At 56.7% G+C, this 23,568-nt stretch carries 24 protein-coding genes; 3 read left to right on the top strand and 21 right to left on the bottom strand.

Going from position 1 to position 23,568, the window contains the following annotated elements; genetic code table 11:
• Window positions 1-7 precede the first annotated feature (7 nt).
• From AVO44_RS18310 to AVO44_RS18300, 3 genes are all read right to left on the bottom strand, one after another.
• On the bottom strand, window positions 8-1,510 hold the full coding sequence (locus tag AVO44_RS18310; protein WP_233422027.1) for a BCCT family transporter: 1,503 nt from the start codon (window positions 1,508-1,510) through the stop codon (window positions 8-10).
• 91 nt (window positions 1,511-1,601) lie between these two features.
• Window positions 1,602-2,615 carry a membrane dipeptidase gene (locus tag AVO44_RS18305; RefSeq protein ID WP_068340291.1) on the bottom strand — a complete coding sequence of 338 codons (1,014 nt, stop codon included), beginning with the start codon at window positions 2,613-2,615 and terminating at the stop codon, window positions 1,602-1,604.
• Complete coding sequence (locus tag AVO44_RS18300; RefSeq protein ID WP_068340288.1) at window positions 2,612-4,057, bottom strand: aldehyde dehydrogenase family protein; 1,446 nt, start codon at window positions 4,055-4,057, stop codon at window positions 2,612-2,614. Before AVO44_RS18300 ends, AVO44_RS18305 begins: the two co-directional genes overlap by 4 nt.
• A gap of 94 nt (window positions 4,058-4,151) precedes the next feature.
• Here AVO44_RS18300 and AVO44_RS18295 point away from each other — a divergent pair, with 94 nt between their 5' ends.
• Complete coding sequence (locus tag AVO44_RS18295; protein ID WP_068340285.1) at window positions 4,152-5,012, top strand: LysR family transcriptional regulator; 861 nt, start codon at window positions 4,152-4,154, stop codon at window positions 5,010-5,012.
• A gap of 581 nt (window positions 5,013-5,593) precedes the next feature.
• On the opposite strand, the gene AVO44_RS18290 is transcribed toward AVO44_RS18295, so the two are convergent.
• From AVO44_RS18290 to AVO44_RS18230, 13 genes are all read right to left on the bottom strand, one after another.
• A complete protein-coding gene (locus tag AVO44_RS18290; protein WP_068340283.1) occupies window positions 5,594-6,301 on the bottom strand; it encodes an ABC transporter ATP-binding protein in 708 nt (235 codons plus the stop codon).
• Window positions 6,301-7,032, bottom strand: a complete 732-nt coding sequence (locus tag AVO44_RS18285; RefSeq protein WP_068340280.1) for an ABC transporter ATP-binding protein — start codon at window positions 7,030-7,032, stop codon at window positions 6,301-6,303. The genes AVO44_RS18290 and AVO44_RS18285 overlap by 1 nt, the downstream gene beginning before the upstream one ends.
• The gene (locus AVO44_RS18280) at window positions 7,029-7,976 is read right to left on the bottom strand and encodes a branched-chain amino acid ABC transporter permease (RefSeq protein ID WP_068340278.1); all 948 of its coding nucleotides are present in this window, start codon (window positions 7,974-7,976) and stop codon (window positions 7,029-7,031) included. Before AVO44_RS18280 ends, AVO44_RS18285 begins: the two co-directional genes overlap by 4 nt.
• A gap of 2 nt (window positions 7,977-7,978) precedes the next feature.
• Entirely contained in the window at window positions 7,979-8,830 is an 852-nt protein-coding gene (locus tag AVO44_RS18275; protein ID WP_068340275.1) for a branched-chain amino acid ABC transporter permease, read from the bottom strand.
• Window positions 8,831-8,895: 65 nt separating this feature from the next.
• On the bottom strand, window positions 8,896-10,176 hold the full coding sequence (locus AVO44_RS18270; RefSeq protein WP_082677552.1) for an ABC transporter substrate-binding protein: 1,281 nt from the start codon (window positions 10,174-10,176) through the stop codon (window positions 8,896-8,898).
• Between the two features lie 96 nt (window positions 10,177-10,272).
• Entirely contained in the window at window positions 10,273-10,683 is a 411-nt protein-coding gene (locus tag AVO44_RS18265) for a Rid family hydrolase (RefSeq protein ID WP_068340268.1), read from the bottom strand.
• On the bottom strand, window positions 10,680-11,861 hold the full coding sequence (locus AVO44_RS18260; protein WP_068340265.1) for a malate dehydrogenase: 1,182 nt from the start codon (window positions 11,859-11,861) through the stop codon (window positions 10,680-10,682). Before AVO44_RS18260 ends, AVO44_RS18265 begins: the two co-directional genes overlap by 4 nt.
• Window positions 11,861-12,484 carry a BMC domain-containing protein gene (locus AVO44_RS18255; protein WP_068340262.1) on the bottom strand — a complete coding sequence of 208 codons (624 nt, stop codon included), beginning with the start codon at window positions 12,482-12,484 and terminating at the stop codon, window positions 11,861-11,863. Before AVO44_RS18255 ends, AVO44_RS18260 begins: the two co-directional genes overlap by 1 nt.
• Window positions 12,481-13,860 carry an aldehyde dehydrogenase family protein gene (locus tag AVO44_RS18250; RefSeq protein ID WP_068340260.1) on the bottom strand — a complete coding sequence of 460 codons (1,380 nt, stop codon included), beginning with the start codon at window positions 13,858-13,860 and terminating at the stop codon, window positions 12,481-12,483. Before AVO44_RS18250 ends, AVO44_RS18255 begins: the two co-directional genes overlap by 4 nt.
• A complete protein-coding gene (locus tag AVO44_RS18245) occupies window positions 13,860-15,044 on the bottom strand; it encodes a hypothetical protein (RefSeq protein WP_068340258.1) in 1,185 nt (394 codons plus the stop codon). The genes AVO44_RS18250 and AVO44_RS18245 overlap by 1 nt, the downstream gene beginning before the upstream one ends.
• Before the next feature lie 23 nt (window positions 15,045-15,067).
• Entirely contained in the window at window positions 15,068-15,376 is a 309-nt protein-coding gene (locus AVO44_RS18240) for a BMC domain-containing protein (RefSeq protein WP_068340255.1), read from the bottom strand.
• A gap of 43 nt (window positions 15,377-15,419) precedes the next feature.
• Window positions 15,420-15,686 carry a EutN/CcmL family microcompartment protein gene (locus AVO44_RS18235; RefSeq protein WP_068340252.1) on the bottom strand — a complete coding sequence of 89 codons (267 nt, stop codon included), beginning with the start codon at window positions 15,684-15,686 and terminating at the stop codon, window positions 15,420-15,422.
• Complete coding sequence (locus AVO44_RS18230; protein ID WP_068340249.1) at window positions 15,686-16,978, bottom strand: glutamine synthetase family protein; 1,293 nt, start codon at window positions 16,976-16,978, stop codon at window positions 15,686-15,688. The genes AVO44_RS18235 and AVO44_RS18230 overlap by 1 nt, the downstream gene beginning before the upstream one ends.
• Before the next feature lie 92 nt (window positions 16,979-17,070).
• Here AVO44_RS18230 and AVO44_RS18225 point away from each other — a divergent pair, with 92 nt between their 5' ends.
• Window positions 17,071-18,210, top strand: coding sequence for an FAD-dependent oxidoreductase (locus tag AVO44_RS18225; RefSeq protein ID WP_068340246.1), 1,140 nt, complete (start codon window positions 17,071-17,073; stop codon window positions 18,208-18,210).
• On the opposite strand, the gene AVO44_RS18220 is transcribed toward AVO44_RS18225, so the two are convergent.
• The 5 genes from AVO44_RS18220 to AVO44_RS18200 all read right to left on the bottom strand — a co-directional run bounded on the left by AVO44_RS18220 (window position 18,207) and on the right by AVO44_RS18200 (window position 22,406).
• The gene (locus AVO44_RS18220; protein ID WP_068340243.1) at window positions 18,207-18,557 is read right to left on the bottom strand and encodes a hypothetical protein; all 351 of its coding nucleotides are present in this window, start codon (window positions 18,555-18,557) and stop codon (window positions 18,207-18,209) included. The two genes, AVO44_RS18225 and AVO44_RS18220, sit on opposite strands and share 4 nt — an antisense overlap.
• 93 nt (window positions 18,558-18,650) lie before the next feature.
• Window positions 18,651-19,346 carry a type 1 glutamine amidotransferase gene (locus AVO44_RS18215; RefSeq protein ID WP_068340240.1) on the bottom strand — a complete coding sequence of 232 codons (696 nt, stop codon included), beginning with the start codon at window positions 19,344-19,346 and terminating at the stop codon, window positions 18,651-18,653.
• Window positions 19,343-20,767, bottom strand: coding sequence for an FMN-binding glutamate synthase family protein (locus AVO44_RS18210; protein ID WP_082677551.1), 1,425 nt, complete (start codon window positions 20,765-20,767; stop codon window positions 19,343-19,345). The genes AVO44_RS18215 and AVO44_RS18210 overlap by 4 nt, the downstream gene beginning before the upstream one ends.
• Window positions 20,752-21,465 carry a GltB/FmdC/FwdC-like GXGXG domain-containing protein gene (locus AVO44_RS20790; protein WP_082677567.1) on the bottom strand — a complete coding sequence of 238 codons (714 nt, stop codon included), beginning with the start codon at window positions 21,463-21,465 and terminating at the stop codon, window positions 20,752-20,754. The genes AVO44_RS18210 and AVO44_RS20790 overlap by 16 nt, the downstream gene beginning before the upstream one ends.
• Window positions 21,462-22,406, bottom strand: coding sequence for a class II glutamine amidotransferase domain-containing protein (locus AVO44_RS18200; RefSeq protein WP_068340233.1), 945 nt, complete (start codon window positions 22,404-22,406; stop codon window positions 21,462-21,464). Before AVO44_RS18200 ends, AVO44_RS20790 begins: the two co-directional genes overlap by 4 nt.
• 20 nt (window positions 22,407-22,426) lie before the next feature.
• Here AVO44_RS18200 and AVO44_RS18195 point away from each other — a divergent pair, with 20 nt between their 5' ends.
• Window positions 22,427-23,203, top strand: a complete 777-nt coding sequence (locus tag AVO44_RS18195) for a GntR family transcriptional regulator (protein WP_082677549.1) — start codon at window positions 22,427-22,429, stop codon at window positions 23,201-23,203.
• Window positions 23,204-23,568 lie beyond the last annotated feature (365 nt).

Raw genomic sequence — 23,568 nt, 5'->3', positions numbered from 1 at the left:
CCCTTTTTCAGGTCTTCTTGCCCAGCATCAATGTGATCCGCAGCGCATCCCAGAGCGATGGCAAGAGCACCAGCGACACCGGCACGGCCGTGACCACGATAAAGCTCTGCAACTTGCCGATGCCGCCTGATCCGGTCGAGATCAGGATAAGTGCCATGATCCCCATTGCAATCCCCCAGAAGGCACGCAGCACGGGTGACGGATTGTCGTTTGACATCGACGTGGCGATGACAAAGCTCATCGAGTCGCTGGTCGTGGCAACAAAGATCATCGTCAGAACCAGGAACAGAACAGAAAGCAGGAAACCCATCGGCAGTGCCTGCGTAGTGGCGAGCAGACCGGCAGGCAGGTTGAACCCTTCGAAGGGGCCAGAAATCGCACCCGGAACAGCCTGCTCCAGCGCGATCCCCGTGCCGCCGATGATGGTGAACCAAAAGTTTGTCACGATGGGTGCCAGGACAGACAGCATCAGGATGATCGACCGGATTGACCGGCCCCGGCTGACGCGGGCGATGAAGATCGCCATGAGCGGCCCGTAGCCCAGAAACCAGCCCCAGAAGAACACTGTCCACCAGCCTAACCAGCCCGGCGCGCCAACGATGCCCGCTTCGCCGCGATACATCGCCATGTCGAAGAAGTTCGACAGATACACGCCCATCCCGCCGGCAAAACCGTCGAAGATGAAAAAGGTAGGGCCGGCGACCAGCATGAAGGCCAGAAGCACGAAGGCAAGGATCACGTTGACCCTGGACAAGAGCTGGATGCCTTTCGAAAGGCCCGAGATCGCCGACACGGTGTAGACGCTTGCAAGCGCCAGGATCACCACCGTCTGTGTGGCAAAGGTGTCAGGAATGCCGAAAAGCGCATTCAACCCGTACGACATCTGAAGCCCGAGAAAGCCGATAGGTCCGACCGTTCCTGCGACCACCGCGATGATACAGGATGCGTCGGCGATCAGGCCGATAGGTCCGTTGAGCGCGCGGTCTCCGAACAGCGGATAGAGCAGCGTGCGTGGTGCCAGCGGCAGGCCTTTGTCATAGTGGTAGTGCATCAGCATCACCGTTGTCAGCGACCCCAGGATCGCCCAGGCAAGAAAGCCCCAGTGCAGAAAGCTTTGCGCCAAAGCGGCATAAGCTTGTGCCGTGGGGTCAGCGCTCAGGTCTCCGAACAGCGGTGGCGTGGACAGATAATGCGCGATTGGTTCACCGGCAGCCCAAAAGACACCGCCGCCCGCCAATAGCGTGCACATGATCATCGAGCCCCACTGGAACATCGTGAATTCAGGTGTAGTCAGCGCGCCCATGCGGGTTCTTGCGCCGGGCAGAACGCAAAGCCCAAGGCCGATCACAAATGTGGCCAGCAGCAGCACCTGCCAATAGAGGCCAAAATAGGTTGCAGAGAAGTTGAAACCCCAGTCGACCATGCGCGACAGAAGGTCGATGTCGATCAGCGCCAGTATACAGAACAGTGCGATGAACCCGCCGGTGATGGCGAAAAGTGGTTTGTCCACTCTGCCCAGGCTGGCCGGCTGGCTGCCGGTTGTCGTTGTATCCGTCAATTTGTTGTCCTCCCAGACAAAACCCCGCCTCCCGCGGGGATGATCATTCCGCTGCGCGAGCGCTGGTGTTTTTCACCGGCCTTTTCGCGCCAAAGCTCTGTTCGAAAAATCGCAGCCAGTTGCCGCCCATGACGGCATCGACCTCTGCGTCGTCCATCCCGGCAGTGCGCAGACCGGCCCGGATGTTCCCGAAATCCCGGTTATCGGCGAACCAGCTAGGCATTTCAGGAAACCCCGGCTCTGCTGCGCTGCCTTCTCCATAGTCAATTCGCTTGGTCCACCGGCCAACGCGCATCCATTCGACGATGCTGTCGGGTTGGTCCTGGCACAGGTCGGTGCCAATTCCGATGTTGTGGACGCCCATCAGGTCAGCGGTGCGGGCGACCATGTCGCAGTAATCCTGCAACGTGCATGCGCTGCCGTCCTTAAGGTGGTGTGGGTAGACCGAAAACCCCAGCATCCCGCCGCTCTCTGCCAGTGCCTTGAGCACTGTATCCGACTTATTGCGGAGTGCCTTGTGCCAGCTAGACGGATTGGCGTGGCTGATGGTGATCGGACGTGACGAGTGTTCGATGGCCTCAAGCGTCGATCGTTCTCCGGAATGGCTCATATCCACGACCAGCCCGACGCGGTTCATTTCAGCCACGACCTCGCGACCCATACGGGTGAGTCCCGTGTCGTCGTCTTCGTAGCACCCCGAAGCCAGCAGCGACTGGTTGTTGTAGGTCAGTTGCATGAAGCGCAGGCCAAGTGTGTGCAGAATCTCAATCAGCCCGATATCGTCTTCCATGCAGGACGGATTCTGCGAACCAAAGAAGATCGCGGTGCGCCCGGTTTCCTGCGCAAGCCGGACATCAGCGGCGGTGCGCCCCTGAAAGATCAGGTCGGGAAACTGTTCGAACCAACGGTTCCAGTGTTCGATTTGCAGGACCGTTTCGCGAAAGGTCTCGTGGTAGGTGATGGTGACATGCACCGCATCCACCCGGCCCTCGCGCATCTGGCGGAAAATCTTCTCGGACCAGTTGGCGTATTGCAGCCCGTCAATCAGGACGCTCATGCCGGTTCTCCCGCCGCGACATAAGCGGTTTTGACCGTAGTATAGAACTCGGCGGCGTAACTGCCCTGTTCGCGCGGGCCGTAAGATGATGCACCGCGCCCGCCAAAGGGGACGTGATAATCGGTGCCTGCAGTCGGCAGGTTCACCATGACGCAGCCGGCCTGCATGTTGGCGCGGAAATGGCTGGCGCGGGCAAGGCTTCTGGTCATGATCCCAGCGGTGAGGCCGAAGTCGCTGTCATTGGCGATAGCAAGCGCTTCGTCATAGCTCTCGGCCTTGATCACGCAGGTAATCGGCGCGAACATTTCCTCACGGTTGATACGCATATCATTGGTTGTGCCCGCAAAGACGGCAGGGGCCATGTAGTACCCCTCGGTCGCACGCTCCAGCCTGTCCCCGCCTGTCAGAAGTTCGGCGCCTTCGTCCCTGCCAATCTGGATGTAATTCAGGTTCTGTTCCAGCTGTCCCTCGCTGACCACGGGGCCGAGCTGAGTGCCGTCTTCCAGCGCATGGCCGACCTGAAATGCCTCGGTGGCCTTGACGAGCCTTGAAACGAATTCGTCATGGATCGCAGCGTGCACGATCAGGCGCGAGGCGGCGGTGCATTTCTGACCCGTGGCGCCAAAAGCCGCGCCGGCAGCATGCGTCACGGCGAGTTCGAGATCTGCATCTTCCATAATGAGCATAGGGTTTTTCGAGCCCATCTCCATCTGCACCTTGGTCATGTTTCCGATCGCCGAGGCCGCGATGCCGCGCCCAACCGGAACCGACCCGGTGAAACTGATCGCCGCCACGTTACGGCTTTCCACAAGCCGCTGGCCGACATCACGGCCCGGTCCTGCGACGAGATTAAAGAGACCGGCGGGAATGTCCTGTTTGGCGATAATCTCGGTCAGTGCAACGGCGCTGGCGGGCGTCAGGTTGGCGGGCTTCCAGACCACCGCGTTGCCAAAGGCCAGGGCCGGGGCGATCTTCCATGCGGGCGTCGCCACGGGGAAATTCCAGGGCGATATGATCGCAACCACGCCCACAGGTTCGCGACGCACGTCAATCTCGACTCCGGGACGGACGCTTTCGGCCAGATCGCCGTGACCGCGCAGACATTCAGCGGCGTAATAAGTGAAGAACTGCCCGGCGCGGTAAACCTCGCCCCTTCCCTCGGCCAGCGGTTTGCCTTCTTCGCGCGACACGAGGCGTCCAATCTCATCAGCCCGCGCCATCAACTCGGTTCCGATTGCCATCAAAACGTCATGGCGTTTCTGTATGCCCGCTGCCCACCAGATCTTTTGCGCACGTTTCGCGGCATCGAGCGCGGTGTCCAACTGATCCGCGCTGGCCTGGGCAAAGGTGCCGATCAGGTCCGATACGTCCGAAGGGTTACGGTTTTCGATCTCACCTGCGCCGTTTTGCCAACGACCATCGATATAGAGTCCGGTTTGCATGGAACATCCTCGTCTTTGCTTGAGATCGCTCCTAGACGAAGTATGTGATTTCAGGCAATCTGGAAGTATTGAAGGTAATTTCAGGAAAACTGAAATGGCGATCAAGCTTGAGATGCTGCGCACCTTTCGAACCGTTGCCGAGCAGGGATCGCTTGGGTCGGCAGCCGAACAGTTGGGGCGGACACCATCGGCGGTGTCAATGACGCTGGCATTGCTGGAGGACCATATCGGCGCGCCGCTGTTCGAGACAGACCGCAAGAACAGACTCACACCGCTGGGTCAGCTTGTCCTTCAGGAAAGCAATCGCGCAACCGACGCATTTTCACGAAGTGTCGATGCGATTGGGCGGCACGCTGTTTCCACCGCCGGCACCGTACGGCTTGCCGTCGTCCCTTCGGCGACCGTGACCTTCCTGCCCGGCATCATCGCCTCTTTTCAGCAACAACGTCCGGACGTACGGCTGGAAATCAGCGATGTAGACAGCGCCACGGTTCGACAGCGGGTCAAGCTTGATGATGCCGATATCGGGATCCTGTCCGAGCCCGTTGAGGACGCAACCGAAGACACTGTGATCTACGAAGACGATCTTGGCATCGTCTGCCGCAGGGATGGGGCCATTTCCGATGCGATGGCAGACGGCGAAGCCTGTTCGTGGCAACTGCTGCTTCGCGAGCCGTTCATCGCCAATCCGCTTTGCCATTTGGTCGCGCATGCTTGCCTTGCGCCGCTGCTGGCCACCTGCAACCTCGAAGCTCGGAACACCACCGCTCTGCTATCTTTCGTCCGGGCCGGTCTTGGGGCAACGGTTTTGCCACGAAGTGCTGTGCAGCACCAACTCGACGAAGTGTCCTTCCTTCGGCCCGATGACCCGCCGACCCGTCGACAACTTCGCAAAATCCGGGAAAAATCACACCACCTCAGCCCGGCGGCAGAAGCATTCTGGTTGTCGCTGTAAGTAAAGTGAATCGTGCTGCGGACGGCACGAAGAGTGCTTTAACATGATCGGTTGAATCGGCAAGTCAAGGCGGCCACATCAGCGCTTTTGTCAGCTGTTCACTTAGGGTCCGGATAGCAGTCCGAGCGCTTCTAGACGTCAAGTTCTGCTACTTGGCCATTCCTGCCGTTTTGGATGGCGGAGGCAAAAGTTTGCATCGCTTCGCGGTGCAGGCTTTCAGTTCTGGTTGCACTCCGCGGTGCGCAAGGAAAGCGGGTGAGTTCGCCGGTGACAGACCCATGCTTCGAACTTCATATACAGATGCGGCAGACCGTCACCATGGCGGGAATGGGTAGAAAAAGGCTGCCTTTGAACTAGTTCGACTTGCAAGATGTTAAGACGCAACCAAACCGCACACACACTACGCAACAGTTTTCTTTTAACGGCAACCAGTCAAAAAGCAGAGAGTGTCCGAACAGACATCGGCGTGCCTGACGTCATCGGCGCAGTCTGATTTCTTCCAACAAGAGCACGCAGAGGACTTAGTGTTGACCCTCCATCAATGGAACAAAAAGAATGTGCTCCCTTGTCCCAAAAGGGTCTCAATGTCCGCCAAAATAAGCTTCAAGCAATCTCTTGTCATTTCGCAGTTCATCTGCTGTGCCCGAAGTCTGCATACGGCCTGACTCGAGCACATAAATACGGCTTGCAAGAGAAAGAGCAAAATTGGCGTTTTGTTCTGTGATTACCACGGTCAGACCGTATTCCTTGTTGAGCTTTCGCAGGACCTCGGCGATTTCGTGGCAGATTTTTGGGGCCAATCCAATTGTGGGCTCGTCGACCAATAACAGCTCGGGACTCGTCATTAGGGCGCGACCGAACGAAACCATTTGTCGTTCCCCACCTGATTGGGTCGAGGTTTCCTGCCCTTCCCTCTCTTCAAGACGCGGGAAGAGGCTGTGCACCATGCTCAGATTGCTCTGGATATCATCACGAGCCGTGAAGGCACCGACCATCAGGTTGTCACGCACCGACATGTAGGGAAACAGGTTGAAACGCTCCGGCGCATAACCCACTCCGTGCCGCACAATTTCCGAAGGTGTTCGACCGACAAGACTGTGGCCTCGAAGCCGAATGTCACCGTCGATTTTGACCAAACCCATAATGCTATCCAGCAACGTGGACTTTCCAGCACCATTCGGACCAACAACAGCTACGATCTCGCCGGGTTGTACAGTTATAGAAATATCAGTCAGCGCTTGGGCCTTGCCATAGAAAGCAGAAAGGTTTTCGATCTCCAGATATGACATCACACGCCCCCCAAATATGAGGCTTGAACCGCCTTGTCGTTCATGACCTCACTGAACGTGCCCTCTGCGATCATGGTGCCTCTTTCAATGGCGATCGCACGATCAATCAAAGGTTCAAGCGCAGGCAAATCATGGCTGACAATCAGAAAGGTCATCCCATCTTTGCGCATGGACTGAATGAGATCGGAAATCTGAGCGATCTCACCGGTTGTAAGGCCTGCAAACACCTCATCCAACAACATCACCTTGGGCGCCGTCGCCATGGTTCGCGCCATCTCAAGCTTGCGCAGATCGCCCATCGCCAATTCAGTTGGCATACGGCCAAGGTCCGCCTTTAGGAAACCGACACTGAGCGCAAGTTCTCTTTCACGTCTGGTATCAGGGGGTGACACGATCATTTGCCAGATGTTGTCCGGCATCAGACCTACACGAATATTCTCAGCAACACTCATCTCACCAAACGGGCGCGGAATCTGATAAGTTCTGCTGACACCGGCCCGAATACGCTGAGGCGTTGACAACGTTGAGATTTCGTCTCCAAACAGTTCAATTGTGCCACTGTTTTGGCGTAGCTCACCCATGATCTGGCTGAATACGGTGGTCTTGCCCGCTCCGTTGGGGCCGATCAACCCCAAGGACTCGCCCTCTTTCAGTGAAAACGACAGATTATTTGTCGCGACCAACCCGCCAAAACGCTTTACCAGATTTGAGACCTGTAAGGCTGTGCTCATGCCGTTCGCCCCTTGTTCAAACTTTTGAAGCCACGTCGGACAAGTTCCACAAGACCTTTCGGCTGATACATGTAAAGGAGCAGCGCAATGGCACCGTATACAAAGTAACGCTCTGCACCGGGAAGAACGGGTCTTAAGTACTCTAGCAGGAAGGTCATGAAGAAAGCGCCAATCATTGGGCCAATAATGGTTGATGTTCCACCCAAAAGCGCAGCGACAATGATCGTGAACAAGAAATTGATATCAAACAGAGCACGCGGCGCGAGTGATCCCAAGTAGTGGACGTAGAATGCTCCGCCTAGCCCGGCGATCATTGCGCTTGTCAGAAAGGCAAATGCTTTCAGACGTGTAGTGCTCAGGCCCGAACCCCGAACACTTTCCTCATTCATGCCAATAGCGGACAACGCAGTGCCAAGCCGCGTTTTCATCAGCAACCACATACTGACAGCAATCGTCAGCATCAACGTAGTGGACAGGTAATACCCGTTCGCTGCACCGCGTGTAAGCGTTTGAATTCCAGACATGCCCCGCGTTCCACCGGTCAGATCCGGACGAATAACTTGAACGAGCTGATACAGCAGCTCCATGAAAGCTAGCGTGACCAAAGCGAAATAACTGCCTCGAATACGCAAGGCTGGCAACAAAACCAAAAGGCCCGCGATCATTGTAAACAGAACTGCCACGGGTATCGAGATTTCGACCGGAACATCGAACCGCTTGGTCAGGATTGCAGTGGTGTAAGCTCCGATACCGATCAGGAACGGATGGCCGAAGCTTACATACCCTGTTCGACCCGATAGCACATCCCAACTGATGGCAAAGATCGCCAGATAGTTCGCAAAGATCATCGTTCGCAGTGTTCCGTTCGAAACAACCTGCGGCAACAGGAGCATTCCGACGATCAAACCGCCCCAGAGTGCAAAGTGAAACCAGCGCAGCCCCATCGTCACAACTCCTCGCGGCCAAACAGACCCTGCGGGCGCGTCACCAACACGCCGATGATCAACAACATAGTGAAGACACCGCGCAATTCTGGTGCAAGTGTTGCCACGACAATGACTTCAAGGAACCCGATAATGTGGGCCACCACCAGCGTTCCAAGGATCGAGCCGATGCCACCCACGATTACCACGGCCACTGAAATGATAAGTGGTGCTACCCACATAGATGGCGATAATTGCGTATAACTGGCAAAGAAGACGCCGCCGATCGCTCCCAAAGCGCCAGAGATACCCCACGTAATCAGGTTGATGCGATCAGGATCAATTCCCGAAATCGCCGCGCCCTTAGCATCCATCGACACGGCCTGCATCGCCCGTCCGGTATGTGTGAGCCGTACAAAGGCAAACAGCCCCAATAGGATTGCCCAGCTGATAAGGGTCGCGATCAGGATGTTATAAGTAACTGATGCCCCGGCCACGTTGATCACGCCCGGGACAATCGGCAAAAGTATTTTGCTGCTGTCTCCGAATACCAGAACGATCCCTGCCTGAATAACAACCGCGAGGATCAGCGTCGAAATCTCGACCGCCACATGATCGCCTTTGAGCGTTTTGACGATCAGGCGATATTTCAAGAAACCCATCAGCACACCAAGCACGGCCGCCACGGCGACACCCAAGAGCTTTGGCATCCCAAGCGTCTGAGAAACCCAGAAGTACATGTAACCGCCGACCATCAAATATGCGCCATAAGCGAGATTCAGAACGCGCCCGATGCTGAAGATCAGCGTAAAACCCATAGCGATAAGCGCGTAGAGGCCGCTGAGCAAAAGCCCCTGAATCAATATCTGTAACATGTCGGGATTCCTGGCTGCGGGCGCGCACCTGCGCGCGCCCGGTTCGGGCTATCTGGGCGAGCGGTCTACTGTTTTACCCAGCTGGGCAGCGTGAACTCACCCGTCGCGTATTTTTCGGGATACACAACAGCCGCAGTGCCATCCTCGTACCACTGAACCACGACCATTGACGGAGCTGCATCGTCAAACGGCTCGGACAGATCAAAGCGGATATTGTGCGGATAGGTGCGGCCCGTCACGGGCTCGACCTCATCATCGCCCCAGAAGGCATAGCGCAGCCAAAGCTGACCATCCATCTCCAAAACCAGATCCTGTTTCTTCATCGCATCGGCCCAGCCTTCGACATTGTCGAAGCCTCCAGCCTCTTCTGCCGCAGCCATGGCCTGTTTCAGACCGTGATAGGCGTTGAAGCCGTTGAAATGCGGCAGCAATGGGCGGCTGTCATATTTGGCTTGATAGGTGTCCACAAAAGCCTGACTGGCCGGGTCCAGCTTGAACCCCACAGACGGTATAGGTGACAGGGTCGAGATGCCGCCACCGGCTCCGCCAGTGTCTTCCCAATACTCCATACCCAATGCGGATACGTTTACGCCCGTCATCGCCATTGGCACTTGCAGTTTGACATATTGCGATGAGACAACCTGCGAATTCACAGAAGAGACCTGATAGATGAAGTCCGCCCCGGTGTCTTGTGCCCGGCTGAAAATTGGTGCGAAATCAACAGTCGCAACGTCATAGGTGATGATGTCCTTGACCTCGATCCCGGCAACCGGCGCAAGCGCTTCAGTAACCAGACCGGTGATCGCCTCACCAAAAGCCGTGTCCTCGGCCAGAATGACGACCGAGTCCCAGCCCATCTTTTCCTTAAGAACATCCGCGCCGAAGTTTATGTAAAGCGTTGCCAGCGCCTCATCTGAGGCAATATTCATGAAATAGGGCGCCATACTTTCGGGGTCTTCGACCACCATGTCGATTATGCCAATATAGGATGTCCATGTGTCCAGCGTCGGAATTCTATATTCCTGCATCCTTGGCAGCCAACCTAGGGACACATCGTCAATCGAGCCTGAGATGATGAAATCGACCTCTTCGGTCTCGGCGAGGTATTCGTATGCGCGCACCCCTTCGGTTGGGTCCTGTCCGGTATCGGCTGAAACCAAAGTTATCTGCTGGCCCATCACGCCGCCATTGGCGTTCAACTCCTCGATCGCAACCTCGGCCCCCCGCAGGGTCGATAGGCCGGTATCCGAGGAAAGCGACCCGATAAATCCAACCTTAATTTCCGCCCCGGCCGCCGAGGCCATGAGCGCGATGCATGTCCCGCTGAGTAGCGCTGTCTTCATCATCACATTAGCTCCCTGTGTCTTATTATGCCTTTCTTGTATTCTGTATACAGTACACAAGACGCTTGTCCGATCAAATCCTTTCTTTGCAACTCATGTTCAGATTCCACTGATTTCGCCGTTTTCGTCGTGAATAACCGCGTCGACATCGATTTCTACCATCAAACCGGGCTGCGTCAGGCCCGCTTGAACAGCTGTCAGGACCGGATCGATGTCACGGAAGACAGTTCCATGAACGTGGGCGAACTTTCCTGCACTGGACATGTCTGTCAGATATGCCCGGACGCGTCCAACATGGCGCATCTCGGCTCCGACAGCTTTTAAAGCCTCTTCTATACGGGAAAGGACATAGCTTGTTTGGGCTTCAACATCTCCTGGCGCGTGAATGCGCCCGCTGGGCTCGATAGCTGTGGTCCCGGCGACCCAAACGAAGGGACCGATGCGTTTTGCGCGGGAATAAGACGCGACCTCCTCAAACCGTCCGCCTGATTTCCATATGCGGCGGGTCAAAGACCCAACCTCGACCGGATAGCATCAGCCGCCTCATGCAAAGCCGCTTGTTCTTGATCAGTCAGACGCAACTCCTCAACCTCAATCAACCCGGTGGACCCGAGATGGGCGGCAACGCCAAGTACCACGCCGTCAATTCCATACTCACCCTGCAACATGACGGACACCGGAACAGGGCCGGTACGTGCACCCCGGATATGGTCAATCAATTCAATCGACGCATGCGCTGGAGCGATGGTTGCGGAACCTGACTTCTTGAGGGAAACGACCTGCCCCCCGCCCGTGACTGCGTCTTGAACACAGGCGTCGATCTGATCAGAAGACAGAAACACATCCAAAGCCCGGCCTTTTATTTTGGCCCGGCTGGATATTGGCGCCATTTCGTCTCCATGACTTCCAAGAGTAAAGGCTTCAACATCAGCGGGACAAACTCCAGCGGCCACGGCAAGGGCATTTCGAAAACGGCTGCTGTCCAACGTGCCAGCCATCCCAAGGACGCGTTCGCGGGGGAACGCAGTTGCACGCAGCATTTCAAAGGTCATTTCATCAAGCGGATTAGTGACAACAATGACGATAGCATTTGGAGCGGCCGACCGGATCGCCTCGGCGGCCTGACGGATTACGCGCGCATTCACGTCGATCAAATCTGCTCGGCTCATACCAGGGCGGCGAGCAAGGCCCGCAGTTACGACAACCACCTCGGCCCCAGTCACAAGATCTAGCGACTCACCCCCTATGCACCGCGCACGTGCTCCGGTAATGCCTGTGGTGTGATTAAGGTCCAAGGCGGTTGCGGCGGCCATACCAGGTACGATGTCGATCAGAGCAATCTCATCCGCGATATCCTGCATGGCCGCCAGATGCGCTATATTACCACCGACCCCCCCTGCTCCGATCAGGGCAAGCTTGCCCAGCCTGCGCGCCTTACGCTTAGTGCGAACCGGAGCAACCCATTTGGGCGAGCGGCGATATAACACCCGCTGCATTGAAATCGCCGCATCCGTGCGCTGTGGTTGCTGCCTCTCCAGCGGGCCATCGACCAATGTAACACCGAGACGTTCAGCGGTTTCGCGGGCCAAGGCTGTCACGATATCACCGGGTAACAGCTCGAATACGATCCGACCACGACGGCGGGCATCTTCGACCGCTTCTGTACCTATGACACGCGGATCTGCCATCAACCGGCCTGTCCATCCACCGCCTCGACGGCGCTTGTCGCGGCCTCGACGGCGGTTTTGACCGAGTTTTCCGACCCGGAGATAAACAGCCTTCCAAACCGCCCCACAGCACGCACTTCGACGATGTCGATTTCTGCTGCCTTCTCAGCCTCATTCGCGGCGATTGAGATATATGCGGCCGGTGCACATTCCACGATCCCCAAAGTCTGACCCGGAACGATCAGCGCACCCTTCCGCCATTTGTTCAACAGCTGCGCCTGATAGGGCTCTACACTCGTTATGATTTGAGTGGAGCTTATCGCTGGCTTTAGGCGGTCAGACATCGTGGCCCCGAGTTCGGACAACATCGCATCCCGCGCGGCGGACACCTCGGCATTCGACGGAGACCGCAGGATGAAAAACCCGAACTCACGCTCTACCATCTGTGTCGTAGCCTCGACCGAGGACGCCTTGAGCGCCCGGTCGATAAGCGAAAACACCCCGTTGCCAGGCGCGAACTCTCCGATCAGAACTGTATCGCCGGACAAAGGCACCGAACCCTGAACCGTCGCCCCGTTATAAGCGGCGAATTTGGGTTGCAGGTTGTCGATCTGCATCAGCGCCCGGATCGTGATCTCGCTCATGCGCCATACTCCTCGTAAATGTCGCGCCAAGGTCTACTTTCATAGGCGACCCGTTTGATGTTGATGAGGTGTAGCGCCGTGACGTTGTCAGAAGTAATCGACCCCGACCACGTGCCTGTGCCCAGCATGAAAGATGGCTCAAGATCGGTGGAATAGCCCATTCCACCCATAATGCCCGGCGTATTCACCAGTACTCGCCCAGTGGGCACTGAGGCGAAACGGGCGACGACCTCGGGGTCATCCGAATGGATAACAGAGGAATGACCCCAACCTTCAAATTTGGCGATGGATTGCGCCAGTTTAATTCCATGATCTGTGGATTTCGCTTCATAGAACGCCAAAACGGGGTTTAGTTTTTCAGCAGATAGCGGGCGTTGCCAACCAACTTCACTCTCTTCCGACACAAGGCACCGGGTGCGCGGCGGAATCGCAAATCCCGCCGCATCTGCAAGCGCTTGTGGGCTTTGCCCAACCTTGTCGGGATCCATTACCCGCACGCCTTTAAAGATCACCTTGGCAAGACGGTCCGCCTCGGCCGGAGTGCAGAAATAGGCACCTTTCAGTTTAAGTTCGTGGCGCAGATCACGTGCGATTTCCGGGTCGGCCACGACAGCCTGTTCGCTGACACAGGCCGTTCCATAGTCGAAACTTTTCGATGTCACGATCATCTCGGCCACTTCGGCCAGATCGCGTGCTTTCGACTTGTGCACATAGCAAGGCACGTTACCGGCACCGACTGCGAGCGTCGGTTTGCCACTGGAATATGCGGCTTTAACCATTGCCGGGCCGCCAGTGGCCATCACAACCGACGTACGGCGATGTTTCATCAACTCAGCGGTGCCCTGAATTGTCACTGAATCCAGGCATTGAATAAGATCTTTTGGAGCCCCCATCTGCTCGGCGGCACGCGCCATGATGCGCACGGTTTCGATCCCGCACTCAACGCCGCGCGGATGTGGCGCGCAAACGATTGCATTGCCTGCCTTTACCGCCGAGAGCACCTTGTAGATGATTGTCGACGTTGGGTTCGTCACAGGGATAAGGGCTGCGACCACACCCATAGGCTCTCCAAAGGCGGCGATCTTCGTCGCATCATCCCGCCAGAGCATCCCCAGCGTTGTCACGTCTCTGAGGTAGTCCGCGACAGAAAGAGCATTGAACAGGTTCTTGACCCGTTTGTCCGGAACATTTCCATAGCCGGTTTCCTCGACCGCCATTTGCCCCAGCCGTTCGGCTTCCGGCTCGATAGCGCGCGCCATTGCGTCAACGATTGCGTCCACCTGCACCGGGTCAGTGCCCAGAAAAGCACGATAGGCCTCAAACGCGCTGTCAGCAGCGCGCCTCGCAGAGGCAATCGATTTCAGATCTGCGTCCATCACGAAGCTCCGGTGACGATGGTGTCAAAGATACGGCGTGCCTGGTCGACGTCGCCCGCTGTAATACCAATAGTTTCAAGGCGCCGCCCGGCAGCAGCTATGTCAGCGCCTAGAATGCGGTCAGACATGGTAATCAGACTGCTTGTCAGCGGGCTTGGAATACCCGCAAGCTCACCGGCAGACACAAGTGGAACAAGTGAACCCAACACCCCGTCACGCATCATGGAACGAGACCATTGCTGATCTGGGATTGGACGGGCACCTGAACCCCGTTCAGAACCGGCGAACACGGATACCCAATGCTCAGTTTCAGGTAGTTTGCGAACACCGAAGGCCGCCGCAATGCGCCGCCGCTCGTCTGCAAGCCCCCGGATTACCTCTTTCTGGTCGGGCCCAATCAGCGATGCAAAAGTCTGGTTGTCCTCTAACGGAACGCCACCCATGGGAACATTTGGACCACCTGTGCCCATTGCAGTCCCACCGAGGATCAAAGCCGGTATTTCAACAGCGGCTGAAAGATCGTTGAAGCCAGATGCCAAGACGGAGTCGACTTTTTGTAAGTTGGGAAGGTACGTGGACAAGGCTTGCAAAACCTCGTCACGTCCGCGTGGCAAAGTTGCCGCAGCCATCGGAGCCGCCTGCGAAAGTGTCAGCCCAGCGCCTTCGGACCGGAACCAATACGGTAGACCCTGAACCTCAACCAGCGTGACGTCCGCCACACAGCCTCCGATCCGCAAGAGCCAAGCCGTTTCAACAGCGCCCAGCGATCGGCCCGGCGCAAGAACTAAAACCTGCCCGTCGCTCAGATGATCCGCAAGAACCATGGCGTAGGTGCGCTGTTTATGAATCGGACCGGTCAGAAAAATCACCTGCGCTCCGCTCACTGCCGCATCCAGTTCAGCGGTCGTGCGCACCGATGGCCCGTCCCGGTCAACCTGATAGGTTCCGACCGGCCCCTCACCCCGAAGCGAGATACCAGAGGATTGCGCCAGCAGCGACAGTTCAGCGCCATAGGCGGAAAACAAGGTGACCTCAGCCCCTTCCGCAAGACACAAAGCTGCCAATAGCCGCGCATCTGCACCGCCACCCAGCACCGCAATCTGGTCGAGCTTGGGCAGTTCAGGCGCACCCCGCGTCGCGCCGCGTGTCGCTGCACGTGTGAATTCCTCGAATCCGGCTGACATAGCGTCTCCTAGTAGCAGGCGGATTAGGCCGCAGTGCCAGCACCAAGCCCGTCGATGATGGCTTCAAGCTCATCATGCGGGCGCGCAATCACATGTACGGAAACGACTTCTCCGACTTTGTTAGCAGCCGTGGCACCCGCATCGGTTGCCGCTTTGACCGCGCCAACCTCACCCCGTACGAGGGTCGTGACCAGACCTCCGCCAGCCTTGGTCTGACCGACGATCGAAACGCTGGCCGCTTTGACCATCGCATCCGCCGCTTCGATCGCGCCGACAAGTCCGCGAGTTTCGATCATCCCCAGGGCCATTTGCCCTGCAACTGGTTTCGCCATTTTCTGTTCCTCCAAAGAAATGTTGATGTGTGCTGTGTTTGGTTCAGGTCGTAGTCACGCGATCCACCACCGCAATGATTGCCAAATCGACCGGTGCGGTGGACAAACCGGCCGCCATGCGCGCCGCCGAGCCGTTGACAACAAGAACCATGTCACCAACTCCGGCGCCGCAAGTGTCGACAGCAACCCGCGCCGGATCGACCACTTTGCCTTTGCTGTCCACCAAATCCGTCACCAGCAGTTTCGTACCAACCAGTTTTGCGTCTTTGGCTGTAGCGGTGACGGTTCCGGCAACCTTGCCCAAATGCATCAGAAAGTCCTCAGGTATCGGTCCAACTCAATCGGTGTGACCTGTTGATTGAAGAACTCCAGCTCGCGCTCGGCCTGTTGCAAAACCAGCTCCCACTGCATTTCGCCCATTACATCACGCAGCCAATCCGATCCCCTCGCCAGTTCGATAGCAGTTGGCAAATCGGTAGGAATGGGATCGCCGATCCCTTCCTCGTAACCATTGCCGGTTGTCGGCTCTGTGGGCGTCATTCCTTGCTCGATCCCGTCCAGCCCCGCCGCAATTTCAGCAGCCAGAAGAAGGTAGGGGTTCGCGTCCGCACCTGCATCACGCTTTTCGACGCGCACCGCGCTGTCAGACCCTTCTATCACCCGAATACCAACCGTACGGTTGTCGTGGCCCCAACTCGTATTGATCGGGCAGAACGTATAGGGCTGGCGACGTCGATAGCCATTTACCGTACCGCTGCCGCAAATTGCCGTTTCGCACATGCGCTGTTGCAGCCCGGCGATGAATGATCTGCCTACGCCACTGATCTTGCCGTTGTCAGCAAAGACATTCTTACCGTCTTTCCACAGTGAATAATGAGTGTGAAATCCATTGCCTGACTGTTCAAAGAACGGCTTAGGCATAAAGGTGGCCAGATACCCATGGGCGATCCCCAACTGGCGGATCAAAGACTTAAACAGGACAACTCGGTCGGCAGCTTGCAGAGCTTCCCCGTACCGGATATTCACCTCAACCTGGCCCGCGGCGTACTCAGGGTTCGATTGCTCAATGGGAATACCGCATTCATTGATCTGTTGACGGATTGGCCCGACAATGTGCTCCATCCGCGCTGCGCGACCAAGGCCGTAAACCTGAATTCCACTGTCACGAGGCTTCCCGGTTTCCGGATCCAGAAGATAGAACTCAAGCTCAGTGCCGACATTGACCTCGAACCCCATCTCGCGTGCCCGCTCAACCTGACGCACCAATGCTTGCCTTGGATCGATGGGAACCGGCTTGTGGTCCATACCCTCTGCGCGCCCGAAACAAACAGCAACTCCCGGTTCCCACGGCACAGCAACGGGCTGGGTCATAGGGAAGACGTGCATATCGGGGTAACCGTTGTCGAAATTGACGTAAGGCGTATCCCAGACGTCGCATGTCATGTCGATTGCCATCAAAGCAATCGACAACGCATTGCCGCTTTCGCAGACGTGGTCCCAGTGGCTGGCCGGAATGCGCTTCCCGCGCATGATGCCGTTCAGGTCACCCACACCAAGAATGACGGTGTGCGTGCCCTTGGGCAAATCAAATCCCGAACTCATTGGTGCGCTCTCCCTGTTTTTTGGCTTTATAATTGCTGTATTCTGTATACAGTATCCACAAAGACAACCGATAAACAAGGAAAATCTGCACCATGTCCAAGAGCTCGGTCATCGTTGTCGGAGGCGGCATCGTCGGCGTAATGACGGCGCTTACACTGCAACGACGCGGCGAGGCGGTGACTTTGATAGACCGCTGGGAGCCGGGACATTCCCGTGCGTCTTCAACGGATTACAACCGTGTAATCCGCGCGATTTCCGGGCGGGACGAATTTTATACGAGGTGGGCGCGCGAAAGCCGCCTGCGCTGGCTGGAATTGCAGGCCGAGAGCGGCCAGAACCTGATGTATGAGTGCGGTGCACTGATTCTGGCGACCGGTGGTCATTGTGATTGGGAAAACGCCACAACCGAGACCTTCGATCGAGTTGGCGTGCCCTACTACAAGTTCGGGCAGCAGGATATCGAAAGTCGGTTCCCTCAATTTCGCGTGCCTGACATCGAATACGCCCTGTTCGAGCCCGAAGCCGGAATGCTGATGGCACATCGCTGCGTCCTGACCGCGTTGGAGCTGTTTCGGCGTGCAGGCGGGATTGTGCAGCGCGGTCGCGTAACTACCGATGGATCAGAGCGCCCGATGCTGGATGGAAAACCGCTTGAGGCGGACCTTATCGTTGTTTCAACGGGCCCTTGGATGGCGGACATGTTTCCCAGAACGATCAAGCCGATATCAACGGTGGTTGGTGTAAACGTTCTGTACACCTCGACGCCCGACGGATCTGAAGATTTCGACATGAGCCGGATGCCCTGTTGGATCGATCATGGCCAGGGTTCGTTTGGCCTACCCTCTTCCGAAGGTTCAGGCGTAAAGGCGGCTGTGGTCATTCCGGACAAAATCGATTTGGATAACGACGAACGGCTGATCCGTCAGGAAACGTTGGGCCGCACTCGGAGTTACATCCGACACCGGCTTCCGGGCCTTGAAGGTCAAAGAGTTGTGGATTCAAAATTCAACCAGATCATCCTGACACCAGACACGCATTTCATTGTCGACTGGCACCCCGAGCACGAAAACGTGTTGTTTGCGGGCGGCTGTTCAGGCCATCTGTTCAAGCACGCACCGGTCTTTGCCGAGTTTGCTGCAGGGGTTGGAATGAATGACTTCGGAACGGCTGATCGCTTCAAAATCACCGGTCGCAGAAAGCTGAGTGCAAAAGAAAGCCCAAGTGGGCGTTAAACTTCTGAAAGCGCCGCATACAGCCCCGAGTTCGGGCATTTCTCTTGCGGCAGGCGGTCGCCTGATCTGATTGCGTCGCGGCAGGTCTTTGCCTGACGGCAATGCCCACACTTTTCCGCCAACTCAAGGCTAAGCTCGGGATGTGCGTCAAGATCGTCTTCTGTCAGACCAAATTGACGGGCCATGGACAGAATGCGCTCCCGTGCATTTGGCACACCAGACCGAAGCATGATAAAATCTGCTTTGGAAAGGCCAAGATCCGATAACTCTGGATCGCTAATACGCCGTTCACGCGGAACCCCGAAAATACGCGCCATCCGCTCAATGAAGCCCTTGTCCTCTGTCATCCCGAGCCCTCTCGATTTACTTCGTATACAGTATACACGGAAGCAATCAGGCGAACTTGATCAGGATCAAAAGCCCTTTTTATCGAAAGCTTGTCACTCCGGGACGTAGGTGCCGCGAAACAATTCCACCGCCTGAAACGCTGCAAGATCGTCTGAGACCTTTGCAGAGCTGACCGACGACATCCCTGCATCCGCTTCAGCTGGCGACAGCAAATCCCCTCGCCCCCTAGTGAACAAATCACGCAAATGATCCACCCTGTATTCGGGATGAAACTGAACTGAGCGCGCGGGAAAGTCGTAATCCAAAGCGCCCACGGGGCAGTGGCTTGCTGAACCCGCCACCCGGGCCGAGCTGGGAACCCGTGTCACCTGATCCTGATGCCAGACAAAAGCGTCAACGTTGTCACCGCCAAAGTTGAAGGGTCGGGCGCCAACGACTTTGCCCACCTCGGCCTTCTCGGCCCGCCCGCCATAGACGTCAGCCATTATTTGGTGCCCGAAACAAATTCCAAACACCGCTTTGCGAGTCTCTCGACAGCGTTCAAGGAACGTACGCAGCGGCTGCATCCATTGCGTGACGTCATAAACGCCAAACTCTGATCCGCCGACAATAACACCGTCGAAATCATTGTCGTTGGGGAGCGGCTCTCCATCAACGACTCCGACCACATCAAAATCGGCCTCCGGCAGATGCGGCGCGATCCACGCCTGAATCTGCTGCGCGGTTCGCGGCATTCCGTCCAGCAGTGGCAGCGGGTGGCTCGTCAGTTCAAGAACTGCAATCCTCACCAGTCGAAGGCCCTGTCAATTCCGGCCATTTTCACGCCGGTGAAGGCCGACGCTTGAAAGCTAAGGGCACGCAGGTCTTCGGTTTCCAGGTTGTGAACAGACGACTTGCCACAGGCCTTAGCCAGCGCCGTAATCTCCATCGTCATGGCCGTCAAATAGCGCGCAATTCGCTCTGCCCCTGCACGCGGGTTCATCCGTGATTCCAGCTCTTCATCCTGGGTTGCAATGCCAACCGGGCAACGACCTGTGTGGCAATGATGGCAGGCGCCGGGGGATGTTCCCAAGGCCGCGTAATCCTCCAAGTACCGCGGGCTGTTGCACCCCAGAGCAACCATGGCCGCGTTTCCGATCATGACTGCGTCGGCGCCAAGTGCCAGGCATTTCGCAGCATCTACACCAGATCGAATGCCACCGGCAGCCACAAGGGAAACCTTTCCGGTCATGCCACATTCATCCAATGCTTCGCGCGCTGCACGAATGGCGCTCATCGTTGGGATACCGGTATGGTTCAACAACAGTTCCGGAGACGCTCCTGTGCCGCCTTCAGCACCATCAACGACCACGACATCCGCGCCGGCTTTGGCAGCAACCGCCACGTCAAATCGGGGCCGTGTCGCACCCATTTTGATAAAGATCGGCACCTGATAATTGGTGGCAATGCGCAATTCCTCAATCTTGACCGCAAGGTCGTCGGCCCCGAGGAAATCGGGATGGCGGATCGTCGAACGCTGATCGACGCCTTCTGGTAAAGTCCGCATTTTGCTGACCCGCGGGCTGACCTTCATGCCCAGCAGTAGCCCTCCGGTACCCGGCTTCGCCCCCTGCCCTACAACAAGTTCCAGCGCATCAGCGCGGCGCAAGTGATCCAGATCCACGCCATACCGGGCAGGTGACATCTGATAGAGCAGGCGTTGGGAAGCTTCGCGCTCTTCCTCTAACATACCACCCTCACCCGTGCAGGTCATGGTGCCCACCTTGGAAGCACCATAGCCCAGCGACGCCTTCGCCGACGCTGACAAGGCGCCAAAGGACATCGAGGCGATATAAATCGGGATTTTCAGTTCCAGCGGACGTTCAACCAATCCGCGCCCACCGCCAAGAACGGTCGTCGTGTCGCAGCTCTCGCGGTACCCTTCCAGTGGAAGACGCGTCATTGTGGCGGGCACGAATGTCAGGTCATCAAATGTCGGCAATTGCTTATTGAACGTATTGTACCCGCGCACCTGGTAGCGCCCGAGCTGCGCCAAAGCGTGAACTTCCGAGATCGCTTCGGGCGTCCAGCGGGTAGACCCTCCCTCATCATAAGAGGATGGAACACCGGCCGGGCGGCCATCAACCGCACCGGCATCCCGGAACCTGATCTCCTCTTCCGATGCGACGTCGAACGGATATTCGTAAGGTTTACTCAGATCATGAGCCATGCGCTTGCGTCCCTGCTTTCAAAATACCAAAGACGCTGGCCCGAAACCATTTTGCGCCAATTTCGCGAACTGTCGACCAACCCAAGCGGTTCGAGGATCGCATCTACCTCGGCCACTTCTTCGGCAGTCGGTTCGATCACGTCGACATCCACGCCCAGACTGTCAACTTCTCCGGCAACCCAGACCTCACCTTCCCAAAGTGCGTCAGCGCAGGATTCCCCTGCCCCACCAAGCGCTATAATCCGCCCGGAATGGGCCATGAAACCGGACTGATATCCGATCTTGCCCTCGACAACGATGTTTCCACCCTTCATCGCAACGCCGACCCTTGGCCCGGCATCACCTTTGACGTGGATCGTGCCACCGATCATGGCGGCCCCGCAGGACATGCCAGCATAACCACCCACGGTTATATGCCCCTTGGCCATACCCTCACCAACAGCCCAGCCACAGTTGCGTTCGATTGAAATGTTCGCACCAGTATTGAGACCGCCGCAGTAATAGCCGACGGACCCTTCGAATGTTATATCCACGTTGTCTGGAAGACCCACCCCAAGGTTATGGCGCGACAGCGTGTTTACGACACGGATTGGCCGACCAGTGGCACACGCATCCATTATGTCCCGGTTCACCTCGCGGATATGTCGCTTGCCGACTTCGATGACGATCTCGTCCATCCTTTCTGCCACCTCACTCATGCCGCCAAGCTCCGGTTTCCAACACCCCAGATGCCCGTTAATGATGGCCCGTCATAGTTGATTACATCGCATTCTTCGGTCATCACGCGCCGGACCGCTTGTTCCTCGGTCGCGGCGGCCAGATCACCATTGCGATTGACAACGACCAGAGGCTTCATGGCAAATCGGTCTTTGGCAAAACCGATACCGTTTTGTGTAGCAATCATGTAGGTGAACACGCCGTCGATCGAGGTGATAGATTTTTTGAGCGCCTGCTCCATCGTCAACCCCGCCTTCATCTGGTCACTGACCCACACGGCAATCAACTCACTGTCATTTTCGGTCAGGAACCGATAGCCCATCCTGGTCAGCCTATCGCGCCAGGTGAAGTAGTCGGTGATCTGCCCGTTGTGAACAATAGCGACATCCGAAAACGGACGCGCCCAGAACGGGTGCGATGCGTTGGGCAGAACTGAGCTTTCTGTAGCCAGCCGTGCATGCCCCAGCCCGTGCGTTCCGATTAAATCGCGCACACCGTGCTTTTCGGCCACGGCCTCAGCACCACCGATATCCTTGATGATCTCAAGGCTGCGACCACAAGATTGTATTTCAATTCGATCCGTCAGTTCATCAGCATCTGCGACCCACGCTTTCAAATTTGCTGGATCCGAAATCTCCATCCGAAAGCAGTAATGAGGGTTATCATCCGCGACGATTGCAGGATCGGATAGAAAACTGCTTCCGTGCTCACGCAGTATGGCCTCAAACTTGATCAGATCCGCATCTAGTTGGGATTTGTCAAAGCCCATGCCTCGCAATACGTACCCGGTTTCCCGCGGCAAGCCATAAACAGCAAACCCAGTGCTGTCGGCACCTCGATGTTCCTGCGCGTCCATCAGGTCAACTAGGTCCGCCCCAACCTTACCGGGCGCGGCCAGTATCCTGCCAGCAATTCCACACATAAAGGACTCCCTGTTCATTCATGCCTGTATACTGTATACAGTACACGGACAATAGCAACCCTATTCGCCTTGGCACCCGCTGCATTTTTGAATACAGAATTCAGAAAGAACAGAAAGAGAGGCTTCGAGTGGCTCTAAAGCAGATCAAAACACAACGTAGGCGCCTGGCGGACGAGGTCTATGACCAGTTGGTCGAAGCCATCATGAGTCGCGAGATCACCGGCGAGGATCGGCTCGTGCAGGAGAAACTTGCGGCCGAGTTGAACATCAGCCGGACACCGGTACGCGAGGCGCTCATGCGGTTGGAAACCGAAGGCGTGTTGGAAGTTGCCGCAAGTGGCGGATTTCGACTGGCTCGCATGGATCAGACCGAAGTTCGGCAATTGTATCAGGCACGTGCTGCGATCGAAGGCCAAGCTGCTCGCATACTTGCTGTTCACGCAGAACCGGAAGTCCTTGATCGACTGCGCGATTTAATTCGTCGCGAAGAAGATCTAGTCCAACCAACAACCCGCGACTATTTCATCGCTAATCGCCGCATCCACCGCGCGTTCATGGTCGAAGCGGGCAACAAATTTCTTATCGACATGTTCGATATGATCTGGGGCAAAGCAATGGCGTTCCATCTGTTTTCAGCCATTGAAAATGTGGATATCTCCAAGTCCCTCGGAAACCATCTTGCACTCGTTGACGCAATTGCGACCGGTGATGTAACCGAGGCTCTTGAGACATTCACCAGTCACATTCAAGAGGGTTTCGACCTGCAGATCGAAGGTCTGAAGGAGATGGCTGATTGAAATGTGGTGTCAGACCAATTCGAACTCGTCTACGTATGGACAGTATGGCTGCCCATTTTCCGCACCCAGACCGCGTATTCAGCAAAAGCAGCGGCGCGGTTCAGCTTGGACTCTGATCTGGGGTAGAGACTGCGTTCCGAATTGAAGAGGTTGCAGGATGTCCGCAACCTCGGCATTCTACCCGTTCGTCCACACCGCAGCATTGGTCAGAGTGGGCTCGATGCAGTCTTTCAGCGAGTTCCGCACTATGTCTGTTTCCCGGGACGAGGACGAAACCGCTCTCGCGGTATTGGCGCTGGTGGCGTTCGCTGGGCACTGATTGGGGCACAGAGATTTTGTAGATGGGCGCGTCTGCCTGACGATTG

This window comes from Ruegeria profundi (assembly GCF_001507545.1).
GTDB lineage: Bacteria > Pseudomonadota > Alphaproteobacteria > Rhodobacterales > Rhodobacteraceae > Ruegeria > Ruegeria profundi.
This window is presented reverse-complemented; position numbering and strand designations above follow the sequence as displayed.

Bases quoted from the DNA above. Each gene is read 5' to 3' on its own strand.
- AVO44_RS18295 (WP_068340285.1), top strand. From the start codon at position 4,152: ATGGCGATCAAGCTTGAGATGCTGCGCACCTTTCGAACCGTTGCCGAG.
- AVO44_RS18230 (WP_068340249.1), bottom strand. From the start codon at position 16,978: ATGAGTTCGGGATTTGATTTGCCCAAGGGCACGCACACCGTCATTCTT.
- AVO44_RS18245 (WP_068340258.1), bottom strand. From the start codon at position 15,044: ATGTCAGCCGGATTCGAGGAATTCACACGTGCAGCGACACGCGGCGCG.
- AVO44_RS18290 (WP_068340283.1), bottom strand. From the start codon at position 6,301: ATGTCATATCTGGAGATCGAAAACCTTTCTGCTTTCTATGGCAAGGCC.
- AVO44_RS18270 (WP_082677552.1), bottom strand. From the start codon at position 10,176: ATGATGAAGACAGCGCTACTCAGCGGGACATGCATCGCGCTCATGGCC.
- AVO44_RS18260 (WP_068340265.1), bottom strand. From the start codon at position 11,861: ATGGCAGATCCGCGTGTCATAGGTACAGAAGCGGTCGAAGATGCCCGC.
- AVO44_RS18200 (WP_068340233.1), bottom strand. From the start codon at position 22,406: ATGTGTGGAATTGCTGGCAGGATACTGGCCGCGCCCGGTAAGGTTGGG.
- AVO44_RS18300 (WP_068340288.1), bottom strand. From the start codon at position 4,057: ATGCAAACCGGACTCTATATCGATGGTCGTTGGCAAAACGGCGCAGGT.
- AVO44_RS18255 (WP_068340262.1), bottom strand. From the start codon at position 12,484: ATGAGCGAGATCACGATCCGGGCGCTGATGCAGATCGACAACCTGCAA.
- AVO44_RS18225 (WP_068340246.1), top strand. From the start codon at position 17,071: ATGTCCAAGAGCTCGGTCATCGTTGTCGGAGGCGGCATCGTCGGCGTA.
- AVO44_RS18220 (WP_068340243.1), bottom strand. From the start codon at position 18,557: ATGACAGAGGACAAGGGCTTCATTGAGCGGATGGCGCGTATTTTCGGG.
- AVO44_RS18195 (WP_082677549.1), top strand. From the start codon at position 22,427: ATGCCTGTATACTGTATACAGTACACGGACAATAGCAACCCTATTCGC.
- AVO44_RS18235 (WP_068340252.1), bottom strand. From the start codon at position 15,686: ATGCATTTGGGCAAGGTTGCCGGAACCGTCACCGCTACAGCCAAAGAC.
- AVO44_RS18285 (WP_068340280.1), bottom strand. From the start codon at position 7,032: ATGAGCACAGCCTTACAGGTCTCAAATCTGGTAAAGCGTTTTGGCGGG.
- AVO44_RS18275 (WP_068340275.1), bottom strand. From the start codon at position 8,830: ATGTTACAGATATTGATTCAGGGGCTTTTGCTCAGCGGCCTCTACGCG.
- AVO44_RS18240 (WP_068340255.1), bottom strand. From the start codon at position 15,376: ATGGCGAAACCAGTTGCAGGGCAAATGGCCCTGGGGATGATCGAAACT.
- AVO44_RS18250 (WP_068340260.1), bottom strand. From the start codon at position 13,860: ATGGACGCAGATCTGAAATCGATTGCCTCTGCGAGGCGCGCTGCTGAC.
- AVO44_RS18280 (WP_068340278.1), bottom strand. From the start codon at position 7,976: ATGGGGCTGCGCTGGTTTCACTTTGCACTCTGGGGCGGTTTGATCGTC.
- AVO44_RS18305 (WP_068340291.1), bottom strand. From the start codon at position 2,615: ATGAGCGTCCTGATTGACGGGCTGCAATACGCCAACTGGTCCGAGAAG.
- AVO44_RS18210 (WP_082677551.1), bottom strand. From the start codon at position 20,767: ATGGCTCATGATCTGAGTAAACCTTACGAATATCCGTTCGACGTCGCA.
- AVO44_RS20790 (WP_082677567.1), bottom strand. From the start codon at position 21,465: ATGAGTGAGGTGGCAGAAAGGATGGACGAGATCGTCATCGAAGTCGGC.